14 protein-coding genes are annotated in these 14,485 nt (G+C 66.6%); 6 read left to right on the top strand and 8 right to left on the bottom strand.

The window, feature by feature from the left end:
* Positions 1-129: 129 nt before the first annotated feature.
* Genes rpsP through ffh form a run of 4 tightly spaced genes read right to left on the bottom strand, consistent with a single transcriptional unit; the run spans position 130 to position 2,634 of the window.
* Entirely contained in the window at positions 130-489 is a 360-nt protein-coding gene (gene rpsP, locus AC1D2L_RS06105; protein ID WP_476844941.1) for a 30S ribosomal protein S16, read from the bottom strand.
* Positions 490-503: 14 nt separating this feature from the next.
* Entirely contained in the window at positions 504-764 is a 261-nt protein-coding gene (locus AC1D2L_RS06100) for a hypothetical protein (protein WP_476844940.1), read from the bottom strand.
* Between the two features lie 8 nt (positions 765-772).
* A complete protein-coding gene (locus AC1D2L_RS06095; RefSeq protein ID WP_066613406.1) occupies positions 773-1,036 on the bottom strand; it encodes a hypothetical protein in 264 nt (87 codons plus the stop codon).
* Positions 1,033-2,634, bottom strand: a complete 1,602-nt coding sequence (gene ffh / locus AC1D2L_RS06090; protein WP_476844939.1) for a signal recognition particle protein — start codon at positions 2,632-2,634, stop codon at positions 1,033-1,035. Before ffh ends, AC1D2L_RS06095 begins: the two co-directional genes overlap by 4 nt.
* A gap of 300 nt (positions 2,635-2,934) precedes the next feature.
* On the opposite strand from ffh, the gene AC1D2L_RS06085 reads away from it, so the two are divergent.
* From AC1D2L_RS06085 to AC1D2L_RS06070, 4 genes are all read left to right on the top strand, one after another.
* A complete protein-coding gene (locus AC1D2L_RS06085) occupies positions 2,935-3,366 on the top strand; it encodes a hypothetical protein (protein WP_476844938.1) in 432 nt (143 codons plus the stop codon).
* A 73-nt stretch (positions 3,367-3,439) separates the two neighbouring features.
* Positions 3,440-4,018, top strand: coding sequence for a CAP domain-containing protein (locus AC1D2L_RS06080; RefSeq protein WP_476844937.1), 579 nt, complete (start codon positions 3,440-3,442; stop codon positions 4,016-4,018).
* A 72-nt stretch (positions 4,019-4,090) separates the two neighbouring features.
* Positions 4,091-4,714, top strand: a complete 624-nt coding sequence (locus AC1D2L_RS06075; RefSeq protein WP_476844936.1) for a LysE family translocator — start codon at positions 4,091-4,093, stop codon at positions 4,712-4,714.
* A 44-nt stretch (positions 4,715-4,758) separates the two neighbouring features.
* On the top strand, positions 4,759-5,817 hold the full coding sequence (locus tag AC1D2L_RS06070) for an MBL fold metallo-hydrolase (protein WP_476844935.1): 1,059 nt from the start codon (positions 4,759-4,761) through the stop codon (positions 5,815-5,817).
* 112 nt (positions 5,818-5,929) lie between these two features.
* On the opposite strand, the gene AC1D2L_RS06065 is transcribed toward AC1D2L_RS06070, so the two are convergent.
* Entirely contained in the window at positions 5,930-6,805 is an 876-nt protein-coding gene (locus AC1D2L_RS06065) for a GyrI-like domain-containing protein (RefSeq protein WP_476844934.1), read from the bottom strand.
* Between the two features lie 141 nt (positions 6,806-6,946).
* Between AC1D2L_RS06065 and dapF the strand changes: the two genes are divergently transcribed.
* Positions 6,947-7,831, top strand: coding sequence for a diaminopimelate epimerase (dapF, locus tag AC1D2L_RS06060; protein WP_476844933.1), 885 nt, complete (start codon positions 6,947-6,949; stop codon positions 7,829-7,831).
* Positions 7,831-9,105 (top strand): tRNA (N(6)-L-threonylcarbamoyladenosine(37)-C(2))-methylthiotransferase MtaB, encoded by a 1,275-nt coding sequence (mtaB, locus tag AC1D2L_RS06055; RefSeq protein WP_476844932.1) that lies wholly within the window; start codon positions 7,831-7,833, stop codon positions 9,103-9,105. Before dapF ends, mtaB begins: the two co-directional genes overlap by 1 nt.
* Before the next feature lie 3 nt (positions 9,106-9,108).
* On the opposite strand, the gene AC1D2L_RS06050 is transcribed toward mtaB, so the two are convergent.
* From AC1D2L_RS06050 to AC1D2L_RS06040, 3 genes are all read right to left on the bottom strand, one after another.
* Positions 9,109-10,215, bottom strand: a complete 1,107-nt coding sequence (locus AC1D2L_RS06050; RefSeq protein WP_476844931.1) for a sulfite oxidase — start codon at positions 10,213-10,215, stop codon at positions 9,109-9,111.
* A 170-nt stretch (positions 10,216-10,385) separates the two neighbouring features.
* A complete protein-coding gene (locus AC1D2L_RS06045; RefSeq protein ID WP_476845222.1) occupies positions 10,386-12,095 on the bottom strand; it encodes an AMP-binding protein in 1,710 nt (569 codons plus the stop codon).
* A gap of 167 nt (positions 12,096-12,262) precedes the next feature.
* The gene (locus tag AC1D2L_RS06040; RefSeq protein WP_476844930.1) at positions 12,263-14,356 is read right to left on the bottom strand and encodes an elongation factor G; all 2,094 of its coding nucleotides are present in this window, start codon (positions 14,354-14,356) and stop codon (positions 12,263-12,265) included.
* Positions 14,357-14,485 lie beyond the last annotated feature (129 nt).

Genomic DNA, 14,485 nt, shown 5'->3' with positions numbered 1-14,485 from the left:
CCGCGGCCTCTCCCGTCACGCCCGCACTGATGGCGAGCATCCACGCCGCGACCACCGCCCTCGACAAGCGAAGAGGTGGATGGCCGGGACAAGCCCGACCGAAACGTGGAAGGCGACGGGTCAAGGGGCTCACTCGGCGGCTTCGGCCGGGGCAGCGCTCTTGGCAGCGTTCTTCTCGGCGCGCTCCTTGGCCTTCTCGCCGGGAACAGCCTTGTTGGGGTTGTTACGGGCAGGACGCTTGACGAGGCCGGCGGCGTCGAGGAAACGCAGCACGCGGTCGGTCGGCTGGGCGCCCTTGGCGAGCCAATCCTTGGCCTTCTCGATGTCGAGCACGACGCGCTCCGGCGAATCCTTGGCCTTCATCGGGTCATAGGAGCCGATCTTCTCGATGAAGCGGCCATCGCGCGGCGAGCGGGCATCGGCAATGACGATACGGTAGTAAGGGCGCTTCTTGGCGCCGCCACGGGTCAGGCGGATCTTAAGGGACATTCTCGTCTTCCTTCTTAGAGGTCGTTTTCGGTTTTCAATTTGGCGATCGCTGCTTCCAGCTCCGCCTCTCCTTGCATCGGCGTCGACTTGAACACTTCGAAGTCCACGCTTCCGTCTTCACAGACGTCGATCTCCCACTTCTCTCCGGGAGGATTCGCCACGATCGAAATCGCGTCGTCCCGATAGATCGTGGGCGAATGATCGATGCCCGCATCTTCCAAGGCCTGCTGGATCGACCAGATCTTGGCCAACATCTCTGCAGCGCTGAAACTCATGATTCTTCTCAAGCCTTGTTGTCGTCGACCAGCTGGTCGATCATGGCCCAGGGATCGTCCTTCATGCCGGTTGACGTGAAGACTTCGAGATCGATGGAGCCGTCCTCGAGAACGTCGATCTCCCAGTATTCCCCGGGCGCATGCACGAAGAAGGAAAAAGCGTCGTCCCGGTAGGATGAGGTTTCATAGGACAGGTTGGCGTCGTCGAGACGCGCCTTGACCTGCTTGAACACGTCGAACATGCCGACGCGCATTTCGGTGGGCTTGGTCACTTCTTCTTGCCTCCGAAAGGGTTGGATCCCCCCAGCCCTGGCAAAGACCTGCCTGGAAGCCCGCTGCCGAGACCGGGCAGCTTCGGCATCATCCCGGCGGGCGGCGTCACGCCCTTGGGCAGTCCGGGAAACCCGCCGGGCGGCAGGCCAGGCATGCCGCCGCCGGCGCTCATCTGCTTCTGGAGCTCGGCGAGCTGGGCCGGGTCCATCTTCGAGGGGTCGAGGCCCGCCGGCAGGCCGCCCATGCCGCCGCCGCCGATGCCGAACATCTGGCCGAGCTTGCCGAGCATGCCGCCCTTCTGCTTCTGCATCTGCTTCATCATGTCGGCCATGCCGCGATGCATCTTGAGCAGCTTGTTGATGGCTTCGGACGACGTGCCGGAGCCGGCCGCGATGCGCTTCTTGCGGCTGTTCTTGAGCAGGTCGGGGTTCTTGCGCTCGGCCGCCGTCATCGAATCGATGATCGCGATCTGGCGCTTGATCATCTTGTCGTTGACGCCGGAATTGGCGAGCTGGCCCTGCATCTGCTTCATGCCGGGCAGCATGCCCATCACGCCGCCGAGGCCGCCCATCTTCTCCATCTGCTGGAGCTGCATCCGCATGTCGGACAGGTCGAAACTGCCCTTGGCCAGGCGCTGCGCCAGCGCCTGCGCCTTGTCGGCATCGACCGTCTCGGCCGCACGCTCGACCAGGCCGACGATGTCGCCCATGCCGAGAATGCGGTTGGCGACGCGCGAAGGATGGAAATCCTCGAGCGCATCGGTCTTTTCGCCAGTGCCGACGAGCTTGATCGGCTTGCCGGTGACGGCGCGCATCGAGAGCGCGGCGCCGCCACGGCCGTCGCCATCCATGCGGGTCAGTACGATGCCGGTCAGACCGACGCGAGCGTCGAAGGCGCGCGCGGTGTTGACCGCGTCCTGGCCGGTCAGCGCATCGGCGACGAGCAGGACTTCATGCGGGTTGGTCGCCGCCTTGACCTCGGCAACCTCGGCCATCAGCGTGTCGTCGAGCGTCACGCGGCCCGCGGTGTCGAGCATGACGACGTCGTAGCCGCCGAGCCTGGCAGCCTCGATGGCGCGGCGCGCGATCTGCACGGCCGACTGACCGGCGACGATCGGCAGGCTGTCGACGCCGACCTGCTTGCCGAGGATGGCAAGCTGCTCCATCGCGGCCGGACGGCGCGTGTCGAGCGAGGCCATCAGGACGCGCTTCTTGTTGCGGTCGGTCAGGCGCTTGGCGATCTTGGCAGTGGAGGTCGTCTTGCCCGAGCCCTGCAGGCCGACCATCAGGATCGGCACCGGCGGCACGGCATCGAGCGTGATGCCCTCGCCCTCGCCGCCGAGCATGTCGATCAGCGCGTCGTTGACGATCTTGATGACCTGTTGGCCGGGCGTGATCGACTTGAGGACTTCCGCCCCGACGGCGCGCTCGCGCACCTTGTCGGTGAAGGACCGCACGACCTCGAGCGCGACGTCGGCCTCGAGCAGCGCCTTGCGCACCTCGCGCAGCGCGGCATTGACGTCGTCCTCGGTCAGCGAACCCCTGCGGGTAAGACCCGAGAGGATGCCGGACAGTCTGTCACTCAGCGTGCCGAACATGCGGACCTTGCGTGGTTGCCTCGGGGACCGGCAGCGGCAAGACCCAATCGCCAAGCGGTTTCGCGCCCGAGGGCGCAGACGCGCTGTCGGGCGTTGACCTCCGGGCTCACATGGCGCTAGGCGCGGCCCGGTCGGCGGATGTGGTCTCGACGATGTCGGCGAAACGAATGCGCGGGTTAAAGCCCAGGATTGTGGCGAAAGTCAAGTTTGGCGGCTTTTGCGATGCCGGACAGGCCTTTCGGGCTGCTTGATCAGCCGCCCCCCTCTGCTACGCATGGTCACCCTCATCAGGAAGCCGCCATGCCCGCAATCACCGCAAAGTCCAGCCTGGCCCTGCTGGCAGGACTGTTTCTTGGCCTGTCCCAAGCACAGGCGCAGCAGGCCTGCCCCCGGAACTTCAAGGCGGACGGCGTGCCGATGGTCACCGGGATCACCTACCGGACCTGGGACCTGATCGGCAACCGCCAGGCGGCGCCGGTGCTGAAGGACCTTGCTGCGGCCGTCGCGGCCGAGGGATTCGTAGGCATCCGCGTCGACAGCGCCACGAGTTCCGTAGCGGCGATCCAGGAAACGTCCGGCTCCGGTCGCCCGCAGACGCTGCGGGTCACGGCGCGCAAGCTCGGCGGCGGGACACGCGTCGATGCCGAATTCGTCGTACAGGCCGGCCAGATCGCGCCCGAGGCCTATGTCCGGGACGCCCTCTGCCGCATCATCGGCGGCGCCCGTCGCTGACGCCGGCGGGCAGGCCATCGCAGAACGGCCCAGATTGACCGCCAAGCCTCACGGCTGGAGGACATGCCGTTCCATGACAAGCAAGACCCTGCCCCGAATCGCCGCGCTCGCCATGGCGCTGGCCCTCGCATCCTGCGCCAGCGAAACCCGTCGCAGCACGCCGCTGGACGCCCGCAGCGCCGAGCGCCTGGCCTCCGTGCGCGTCGACCCGGCCGAGGCCGGCCGCATCCTGAACGGATATCGCGCCAGCCGCGGCCTCGGGCCAGTGCGCCTCGACCCCGGCCTGACGGCGATGGCCCAGACCCAGGCCGACGCGATGATCGCGGGGAACGCGCTCTCCCATACCGTCGGCGGCAGCTTCACCTCACGCGTGCACGCAGCCGGGCTCGATTCGGCGCGCGTCGCGGAAAACCTCGGCGGGGGCGCCTATTCCACGCAGGAAGTCTTCGAGGACTGGCGCAAATCGCCAGGCCACGACGCCAACCTCCTCATGAAGGAGGCGACCCGCTTCGGCATCGCGCTGGCCAAGGACCCGAGCACGACCTACCGCGCGTACTGGGCGTTGGTGATCGCAGCCGAGCCCGAGCGAAGACGCGAGATATCTGCGGGGCCGGTGGGGTATTTCGGCTCTAACGCTGCGGTGCCGCGCTAACGCCTCGGATATCACTTTACAATCTCTGTCGGCTGGGGATGGCTCCGTACCGTCCCTTGGAGCGACCATGCCATGACCTTCGAAGCCTGGGCTGCCTTCGCTGCTGCCACCGCCGTCCTGCTCGTGATCCCCGGCCCCACCATCCTGCTGGTGATGTCCTATGCGCTGGGCCAGGGCTGGCGCACCGCGTTTCCCATGGCAGTCGGTGTCGCGCTTGGCGACTTCACGGCCATGACGCTGTCCATGCTCGGAGTCGGCGCGCTGCTGGCTGCTTCCGCAACGATCTTCACCGCCCTGAAATGGGTCGGCGCGGCCTATCTGATCTATCTCGGCATCAAACTGTTCCGCGCCGGCGGCTCGCTCGACGCCAAGCCGCGCGAGGATGCCGTCTCATCCTGGAAGATGCTCGCCCATGCCTGGCTGGTGACGGCCCTGAACCCCAAGAGCATCACCTTCTTCGTGGCGTTCCTCCCGCAGTTCCTCGATGCCAAAGGGCATTTCTGGACGCAGATGCTGATCTTCGAGGCGACGTTCATCACGCTCGCCTTCGCCAATGCCATGGGCTACGCGCTGATCGCCTCCCGCGCCCGCTCCGTGGTGGGCAATCCGCGCGCGATTGCCGCGTTCAACAAGACCGGCGGGACATTGCTTGTCGGCGCGGGCATCGCCACGGTCGCGATGCGCTCGGGACACTGACCGCGCCCTTGACGCATCGCCGGCCCGGAACCACCTCTCCGATCATGAACCGCCGCAAACTCCTGACCGCCCTTGGCATTCCCGCGCTGCTCGCCTCGACAGGCCTTGCCTGGGCCTCCATCGCCCGCTCGCGAAACCCCTATTACCAGGGGCCGGTCAGCGATCACTTCAATGGCCTGATCTTCAGTGATGGCCGCCCGGTGACCAAAGGCCTGCTCGACGTCTGGAGATGGCAGACCGGCAAGCGCGAGCGCGAGGCTTTTCCGGAACTCTACGCCACGCCGCCGCAGGACAAGCCGCCAGCCAGCGTCGATGGTTGCCGCATCGTCCATCTCGGCCACGCCTCGTTCCTTTACCAGGTCGCCGGGCTGAACCTTCTGGTCGACCCCGTCTATTCCGAGCGCGCCAGCCCCTTCTCGTTCCTCGGTCCCAGGCGCGTGAACGCGCCGGGCGTCGCCTTCGGCGACCTGCCGAAGATCGATGCCGTGCTGGTCACGCATAATCACTACGACCACCTCGACGTCGAGACTCTGGTTCGAATCCATGGCCGGGACCGGCCGCGCATGATCGTCCCGCTCGGCAACGACGTGATCGTCAAGGCGAGGATACCCGACGCCCGCACCGAGGCACATGATTGGAAGGATCGCGTCGCGCTCTCGGACAGCCTGTCGGTGACGCTGGTCCCAACCTACCACTGGTCGGCGCGCGGCGCCTTCGACCGGCGCATGGCGCTCTGGTGCTCGTTCATCATCGAGGCCGGCCGGACGCGGATCTTCCATGTCGGCGACACCGGCTACCATGACGGTTCGCTTTACGAGGTGCTGGGCGAGCAATACGGGCCGTTCGAACTCGCCGTGCTGCCGATCGGCGCCTATGAGCCACGCTGGTTCATGTCGGACAACCACATGAATCCCGAGGAAGCCGTCAAGGTCATGCTGTCGCTGAAGGCCAAGGCCGCGATCGGCCACCATTGGGGCACGTTCCAGCTCACCGACGAGGGGGTCGAGCGCCCTCCCGAGGCGCTAAAGGCCGCGCTGGCGCAGGCCGGGCTACCCGAGGATCGCTTCCAGCCGATGCGGCCGGGCCTGAACTGGACGGCCTGAGCCGGACGGCCCGGCGCCGTCATCATTGCGAGCGAAGCGAAGCAATCCAGCAGCATGGAGCTCTACGCCCTGTGGATTGCTTCGCTTCGCTCGCAATGACGGAATCGGCGGACTATTTCGGCTGCACGTAGACGTTGATCTCGAGATTGGGGTCCGAGGGATCCTTGAGCTCGCTGACATACTCCTCGAGGAAGGCATCCTTCACGGTGATGCTCTTGGCTTCGAGATAAGCCGTGATCGTCTCGTAGGTGGAATCGATGTCGTCATAGGGCGCGACATGGGTGAAGCGCAGCGCGCTGCCGGCCGGTGACAGGCCAGGCTTCACGCCCTGCCCGAATTCCGACGAACGCGAGCCTTCCGGCGCCTGGGCCACCGGCAGCATCGCCTCGAAGCGGAAACCGTTGTCGTCGGTCTCGATAAAGAGCGCGAGCGGGCGGCCCGCGATCGGCAGCCCTGCCTTGCCGGCCTCGGCCCGCAGGATACGGAATGTCTCGATCAGCGTCTGGAAGCCCTGGTCCCAGCTCGAACGGCCCGACAGCATTAGCACCGGCTTGGCGACCAGCTGAACCGGATCGACCTCGCTGGAATCACCGGGCTTGCCGGCCAGGGTGGCATTGGGATTGGGCACCCCGGTCTGCTGCTGCGGCGTGACCGGCGGCACGGGCAATGTCTGGCCCGGGGCCGGCAAAGTCGGCGGCGGTTGCACCGGTTGCGGCTCCAGCGGAACCTGCGGCGTCGGGGCGGGCTGCACCGGCTCCGGCGTCACCGGCCCCGGCAGGGCGGGCGCCGGTTGTGCCGGCTGCGGCGACGGCACCGGCTCCGGCACGGCGGCAGGCGGAGCCTGCACCGGAACGGTGGCGCCGGGTGGCGGCGCCAGGGGCGCGGATTCGACCGCGCTCGGCGGTGCAACCCGCGTCTGCGCTATCGCAACAGGAAGAGAACCGAGCAGCGCTGCCACTGCCAGAATGCCGAAACGGGATTGCCGCATTGTCATGGCCCTGACCAAAAGGAACGATTCGCGCCCTTGCCGCGGAGCATAGGATGTCCACCTTCACGCAGGAACGGCATGTGAGTGGCTTTTTCGCGTCGTTTCCGTCATAGAGCCCGCAACTAAGGGAAGTGTGACCAAATGAACGCTCTGGCGCAGCGACGGTTCCTGAAGATGAACGGCCTGGGCAACCAGATCACCGTGCTGGACCTGCGCGGAACCCGCCTGCGCGTCTCCGAAACGGAGGCCCGCGCCATCGCCGCCGAGCCCCGCGCCCATTTCGACCAGTTGATGGTGCTGCATGATGCGGTGACGCCCGGAACCGACGCCTTTATCCGCATCTACAATACCGATGGCTCGGAAGCCGGCGCCTGCGGCAACGGCACGCGCTGCGTCGCCTGGGCGATGATGGCGGATCCCGCGATGGGCAACCCCGGCCGGACCACGCTGACCCTCCAGACCAAGGGCGGACTGCTCAACGCCGTGCGCGAGAGCGGTCTCGTCTTCACCGTCGACATGGGCAAGCCTCGGCTGGCCTGGGACGAGATCCCGCTGGCCGAGCCGTTCCACGACACCGCCCGCTTCGAGCTGCAGATCGGCCCGATCGACGAGCCCATTTTGCACACCCCCTGCGCGGTCAACATGGGCAACCCCCATGCGGTGTTCTTCGTCGACGATCCCTATCGCTTCAATCTCGAGCAGATCGGCCCGCTGCTGGAAAACCACCCGGTCTTCCCCGATCGCGCCAATATCGAGCTGGCCGCGGTTGTCGCACCCGACCATATCGTGCTGCGCGTCTGGGAACGCGGCGCGGGCATCACCCAGGCCTGCGGCTCCGGCGCCTGCGCGGCGCTGGTGGCTGCGGTCCGGCGCGAGTTGTCCGCCCGCAAGGCCCGCGTCAGCCTGCCCGGCGGCGACCTCATCATCGAATGGCGAGAGCGCGACGACCATGTTCTGATGACCGGCCCGGTCGAATTCGAATGGGACGGCGTGCTCGCCCCCACCCTGTTCGAGAGCGCAGCCTGATGGCGCTGGAGGTCGTCACCTTCGGCTGCCGCCTCAACATCGTCGAAAGCGAGGCGATCCGGCACAATGCCGAGGCTGCTGGCCTGCGCGACGTCGCCGTCGTCAATAGCTGCGCGGTGACATCCGAGGCGATGCGGCAGGCCAGGCAGGCCATCCGCAGGCTCAAGCGCGAGCAGCCCGACCGCCCCGTCGTGGTGACAGGCTGCGCGGCCCAGATCGACCCCGCCGCCTTCGCTGCGATGCCCGAGATCGCCCGCGTCATCGGAAATGCCGAGAAGATGCAGGCTGGAAGCTGGACGGCGCTGGCCGGCTCCAACAGCCTCCAGGGTGGCGAGGCGCTCGCTCCGGAGGACAAGATCACCGTGTCCGACATCATGGGGCAGTCGGCCCTGCAGTCAGCGAGGACGGGGCGTTCGGCCACCCATACGCGCGGCTTCGTCCAGGTCCAGAACGGCTGCGACCACCGCTGCACCTTCTGCGTCATTCCTTTCGGACGCGGCAATTCGCGCTCGCTCGCTCCGGCTGAAGCCGTCGCGCAATGCCGGCGTCTGCTCGAAGGTGGCGCCCGCGAAATCGTGCTGACCGGCGTCGACCTGACGAGCTACGGCCATGACCTGCCCGACGCCCCGACGCTGGGCGCGCTGGTGCGCGAGATCCTGCGCGAACTGCCGGAATTGCCACGCCTGCGCCTGTCCTCGATCGACGCCGTCGAGGTCGATGACATCCTGCGCGATCTCATCGCCACCGAAGCGCGGCTGATGCCGCATCTGCATCTCTCGCTGCAGGCCGGTGACGATCTCATCCTGAAGCGGATGAAGCGCCGCCACAGCCGCAGCGACGCCATCGGCTTCTGCACCGAGATGCGCGAGCTGCGCCCGGATATCGTCTTCGGCGCGGACCTGATCGCCGGCTTCCCCACCGAGGACGAGGCCATGTTTGCGCGCTCGCTCGATCTCGTCGCCGAATGCGGCCTCAGCTTCGTGCACGTCTTCCCCTATTCGCCGCGTCCGGGAACGCCGGCTGCCCGCATGCCGCAATTGCCGGGGAATCTCGTCTCGGAACGCGCAGGCCGCTTGCGCGTCGCGGCCCAGCAGGCGCATGCGAGCCATCTTCAGGCCCGCATCGGCCAGCCCCTGTCGGTGCTCACCGAGCGCGGCAATACCGGCCGTGCCGAGGATTTCACGCTTGTGCGCTTCCGCAGCGAGACGGCCCCGGGCGAGATCGTCGCGGTTGCAGCCGACGCAGCCGATGAACGGGCGCTGATCGCTGCGTAAGGCTCAGGCTGCTGCGCCGCTGACCCGCTGCACCTGGTTGTTGCAGTAGCCGCGCGGATTCCAGACGGGGTCGAGCGGCTGGATGTTGCCCTCGATGTCGAAAGCCTGCGCCATCACCATCACCGGCCCGGCCTGCGTGATCGCGAACTCCACCCCGAACCGACGCCAGCCGAAGGCGCCCTCGCCTTCTTCCAGCGCAACCTCGCGCCAGGTCGCGCCGCCGTCGCAGGAGACCTGCAGCCCGGCCACCGGGATCGCGCCGCTCCAGGCGAAGCCCTCCACCTTGAGGGTGTCTCCGACAGCCACGGTGAAGCCGGGCGCCGGCCGCGCGATCAGCGACTTCACCGGCATGTCGGTGATGACGTCGAACAGTTGCGGGTCCAGTGCCTCGCCCGGCCGAACGGCCTCACGTGGCATGCGGTAGTCGGTTCCGCCCATCTTTTCGCCGTCATGCACGCAATCGCGCAGCGAGATCCGGTCGAGCCATTTCTGCCAGGCCGAGCCTGGAAAGCCCGGTGCGACGATGCGCAGCGGCCCGCCATGGAGGGCTGGCAACGGCTCGCCATTCATCTCGAAGGCGATCAGCGTATCCGGGCTCAGCGCCTTGGCGATCGGCAGGCCGCGCGACAGCGCCGGCTTTTCAGCGTTGGAAAAGCTGCGGTCGGGCGCATAGTGCCCGGTATAGATCGCGCTCGGCTTGACGCCCGCGTGTGCGAGCACATCCTTCAGCCGGACGCCCGTCCAGCGCGCACAACCGACAGCGCCGAGCCGCCAGGGCAAACCGTCCGTAGCCGGCGAGAACAGCGACCGGCCATTGCCGGCGCATTCCAGCACCGCGGTCAGGGTCACGACCTCGAAGTGTTCGCGCAGGCCAGCGAGCGACCATTGCGTCGGCCGCTCGACTTCGCCGTCGATGGTCAGCGTCCAGTCCTCGGCGGGGCCGGTTTCCGGCAGCGTTCCGTTGTTGCGGATGAAAAACGCATCGATCGGCGTGAGAGGCTCTGTCAGCAACTCAACGGCCGGCTCGGCGTTCAGCGCTTCCTCATCATGGACATAAAGTCCTGGTTTCAGACGGCGCAGCAAAGGCAATTCGATCAAGCGACGAGGCAACAGCCACCCTTCCCGGGTTGTCAGAGACCGTCGTCGCAAGGCACGAGGCGCGTCTTGATTGCGCCCGGTCAATAGCCCGGCGACTCCGCCCAAAGCGGGACTCGGTCGTTCGCGGGGCAGATTAGAGCAGAATAATCTCTTGCCAAGCCACTTCGCGGATAGCTCGTTCCCTATGAGCGCTGGGCGGCGATCTCTTCGCGCAAGGCACGGCGCAACACCTTGCCGACATTGGTCTTTGGCAGGCTCTCGCGGAAGATGATCTGCTTGGGGACCTTGTAGCCCGTGAGGCTGGTCTTGCAGTAGGTGCGCAGATCCGCCTCGGTGATCGCCTGGTCGCGTTTCACGACGAAGGCAGTCACGGCCTCGCCGGAATGCTCGTCCGGCAGCCCGATGACGGCGGCCTCAAGCACGCCGGGGTTCTGCGCGAGTACGTCCTCGACCTCGTTGGGATAGACGTTGAAGCCGGAGACCAGGATCATGTCCTTCATCCGGTCGACGATCTTGAACTGGCCGTCCGGCAGCTGCACGGCGACATCTCCCGAGCGGAAAAAGCCGTCGGCAGTCATCACCTTCGCGGTCTCGTCAGGACGATTCCAGTAGCCCGGCATGACCTGAGGTCCGCGGATGCAGAGTTCGCCGGGCTCGCCAAGTGGCATATCATGGCCCTCGGCATCGCGAATGGCGAAGTCGGTGGAAGGCAGCGGGAACCCGATCGTTCCCGAGAACTCGGTGATGTCGGGCCGGTTGATCGAGGCCACCGGCGAGGTCTCCGACAGGCCGTAGCCCTCGACGATCGGCCGGCCGGTGACATCTTTCCAGCGCTTGGCGACCGCGCCCTGGGTGGCCATGCCTCCCGCCACTGCAAAGCGCAGTTCGGAGAAGTCGACATCCTTCATCTCGGGATGGCTGGCGAGCGCGTTGTAGAGCGTGTTCACGCCAGAGAAGAGCGTGATCCGGCTCGATTTCAGCGTCTTGACGAAACCCGGGATATCACGCGGATTGGCGATCAGCAGGCCCTTGGCGCCGATGCGCAGCATGAAGATGCAGCAGCAGGTCAGCGCGAAGATATGATAGAGCGGCAGCGCCGTGACCATGACGTGCTGGTAGTCGGTGCGGCCGAGCGGCGGCTCCAGTGCCCAGCCGAGCCAGAGCACGCATTGCTCGACATTCGACGCGACATTGCGATGCGTCAGCATCGCGCCCTTTGCGACGCCCGTCGTCCCCCCGGTATATTGCAGGAAGGCGATATCCTCGGGCAGCACCTGGACCGGCGTCATCACCCTCGGCTTCGCCAGGATCGCCTTCATCGTGATCGAGCCGGGAAGGTTGAAGGGCTTGACGACCTTCTTGACCTTGCGCGCGACGAAATTGACGATCGTACCCTTGAACCCCATCAGGTCGCCGGGCGTCGTGATGACGATGGTCTCGACCTTCAGGTTGGGCTTCGCGTCCTCTACGACATGCGCGAAGTTCTCGATGACGACGAGAATGCGTGCGCCGGAATCATTGACCTGATGCGTCAACTCCCGCGCCGTATAGAGTGGGTTGACGTTGACCACGGTGTAGCCGCCGAGCAGCGCGCCGAAGATCGCCACCGGATAGGCCAGGATATTGGGCATCATCAGGGCGACGCGATCGCCCTTCTTCAGCCCCTGCGCCTGGAGCCAGCCGGCGAAGGCCTGCGCCGCCTTGCCCGTCTCGGCAAAGCTGATCGACTTGCCGAAACTCTCGAAGGCGTCGCGGTCTGCATACTTGACGCAAACTTCGCGGATCAGGTCCGCAAGCGTGCCGACCTGGTCGGGATCGAGCGCCGGCGGCACGGCAGCGGGATAGTGCTTCAGCCAGGGGCGCGGATCCGGCTTCGCCGTCGCGGCGTTCATCGCGGTCATGATCGTCCCTCCCCTTGCGCCGGCCTTCGCCCGCGTAAACGGGAGCGGCAACGCATTTTCATGACCATACACTGCGAAACCACGCGGGCGGACGCAAGCGCCCGCCCGACAATTCGCCTAAAAAGGTTTATATAAGAACCTTCGCCGCAACACTCCCTTCAGCGCCCCTGGGCCGCCGCCACGAGTTGGGCATGGGCTGAGACGATCGAATCCGCGGGCTTTCCGGCGAGTTCCGCGAGATGGTCGAATCGCGCGCTGAAGCTGCCGACGCCAGCCGTCACCGAGCGCAGCTCCACGATCAGCCCCGCCATCTCCGCCTCCGGCATCAGCGCGTTGAGTTGGTCCCAGCCACGCCAGCCGGGGCGCGTGTCATAGCCGAGGATCTGCCCGCGTCGCCCCGAGATGATCGCAGAGGCGCGCGCCATGGCGTCAGACGGCACGACGATCTCGACGGCCAGGATCGGTTCCAGCAGAACCGGTTTTGCCTGTGGCACGGCCTCGGCCATGGCAATCCGCGCCGCCTGCCGGAACGCCATGTCGGAGGAATCGACGCTGTGGTAGGAGCCGTCCGTCAGCGTCACCTCGATATCGACGAGCGGGAAGCCAAGCGGGCCGTTCTGGCAGAAGTCGCGGATGCCGGCCTCTACCGAGGTGATGTACTGGCGCGGCACCGCCCCGCCGACGATCCGGTCCACGAAGCGGATGCCGTCGCCGCGCGGTAGCGGCGCGACCTCCAGCACGACGTCACCATACTGGCCATGCCCGCCGCTCTGCTTGCGGTGCCGGCCGCGCGCGCCGGCCTTGCCCCTGATCGTCTCGCGATACCCGACCTGCGGGGGCCGGCACTCGACCGCGACGCCATAACGGCCAGACAGTCGCTCCAGGGCGACACGCAGATGCATCTCGCCCTGGCCCGAAAGCCTGAGTTCGCCGAGTTCCGCCAGATGCGCCATCGAGAGCGCCGTATCCTCCTCGACCAGCCGGCCGAGCGCCGCATTGAGCCGCACATCGTCCTTGCGATCCCGGACCGCGATCGCCAGCGCATGCACAGCCTCGGGGGGTGAGATCGAATTCACAACGCCCGCCCTCTGTTTGCCAAGGGCCAGAGCATCGCCGGTAAGCACGCCTTCGAGCCGCGCAAAGGCGACGACCTCGCCCTCGCGCGCGGAAGGCTGGCGGGTCTGTTCGGCCCCCTTCAGGGCGAGCACCCCGGCGATCCGCGTCTCCGCCCCGCCCGACGAGGTCACCGTGTCGCCTTCCGCCAGTTCTCCGCGCAGCACGCGGGCAAAGGAGAGCTTGCCACCATGGCTGGAATGCCAGGTCTTCATCACCTGCGCGAGCGGCACGCCCTCGGCTACCACGCCGATACGCCCGCGTGTTTCCGCCAGCGACGGCGCCTCGTGCCGCAGGGCCTTCAGCAGCCGCGTCACGCCATGGCCTCGCTCGGCCGCGCCGATCAGGACCGGCACGACGTGGCGATGCTGCAACTCCCGCGCGAGATCATCGAAGATCCGGTCGCGCGGCGGCTCCATGTCGCCGAGCAGGTCCTCCATAAGTGCGTCGTCGTAGTCGGCGAGCGTCTCCAGCATGGAGAAGCGCGCTTCCTTCTCGCGTACGCTCTCGTCGGCGGCGAGCGGCACGACCTCGCTGGCGGCGTGCTCGCGATAGATGAAGGCGCGTTCGAGCGCGAGGTCGATGAACCCGATGGCGATGCCGTTCTGCCAGATCGGGATCTGGCGCAGCAGCAGCGGCGTGCGCGAGGAGCGCTGTAGAATGGCGAGGGTTTCGCGCACACGGCGCGAGGCTGTGTCGATCTTGTTCAGGAACAGGAAGCGCGGGATGTCGGCTTCCTCGAGTTCGCGCAGCACGAGTTCGAGCGCGGGCGCTTTGCGATCATCCGCCTCGCAGACCACCACGGCGGCATCGACCGCGGGCAGAACATGGCGCATCTCGTGCAGGAACTCTACCGAGCCTGGACAATCGATGAACTGGAAGCGCTGGCCCAGAAAATCAGCCGATGCGACGTTGAGTTCGGTGCTCATCTGGTGCGCGCGCGCCTCTGGCGCGGCATCGCCGACACTGTTTCCGGTTTTAACGGAGCCGGCACGAGATAGCCCGTCGCAGCGCTCCAGAATGCTTTCGAGCAGCGTCGTCTTGCCGCTCTGGAAGGGGCCGACGATCGCGATGCATCGCGGCCCCTCGCCTCTGACGCCGGTCGCGGACCCTGCGCTACGAGCTGTCGTGGAAGCCATCACGTCCTCCTTCGGGGTTGACCGCGAAGGAACGGAGATCGAGACCTCCGGAATCTCCTTGCGGCGGAAGGCCGGCTCGGGACTGGAGCGCCCACGCCGGTCGGGCGGCGGTCGCTCCGGCCCGACAAG

Source organism: Allobosea sp. P1_B10 (genome assembly GCF_056406735.1).
The sequence above is the reverse complement of the archived record's forward strand: the minus strand, read 5'-3'. Positions and strand labels throughout refer to the sequence as shown.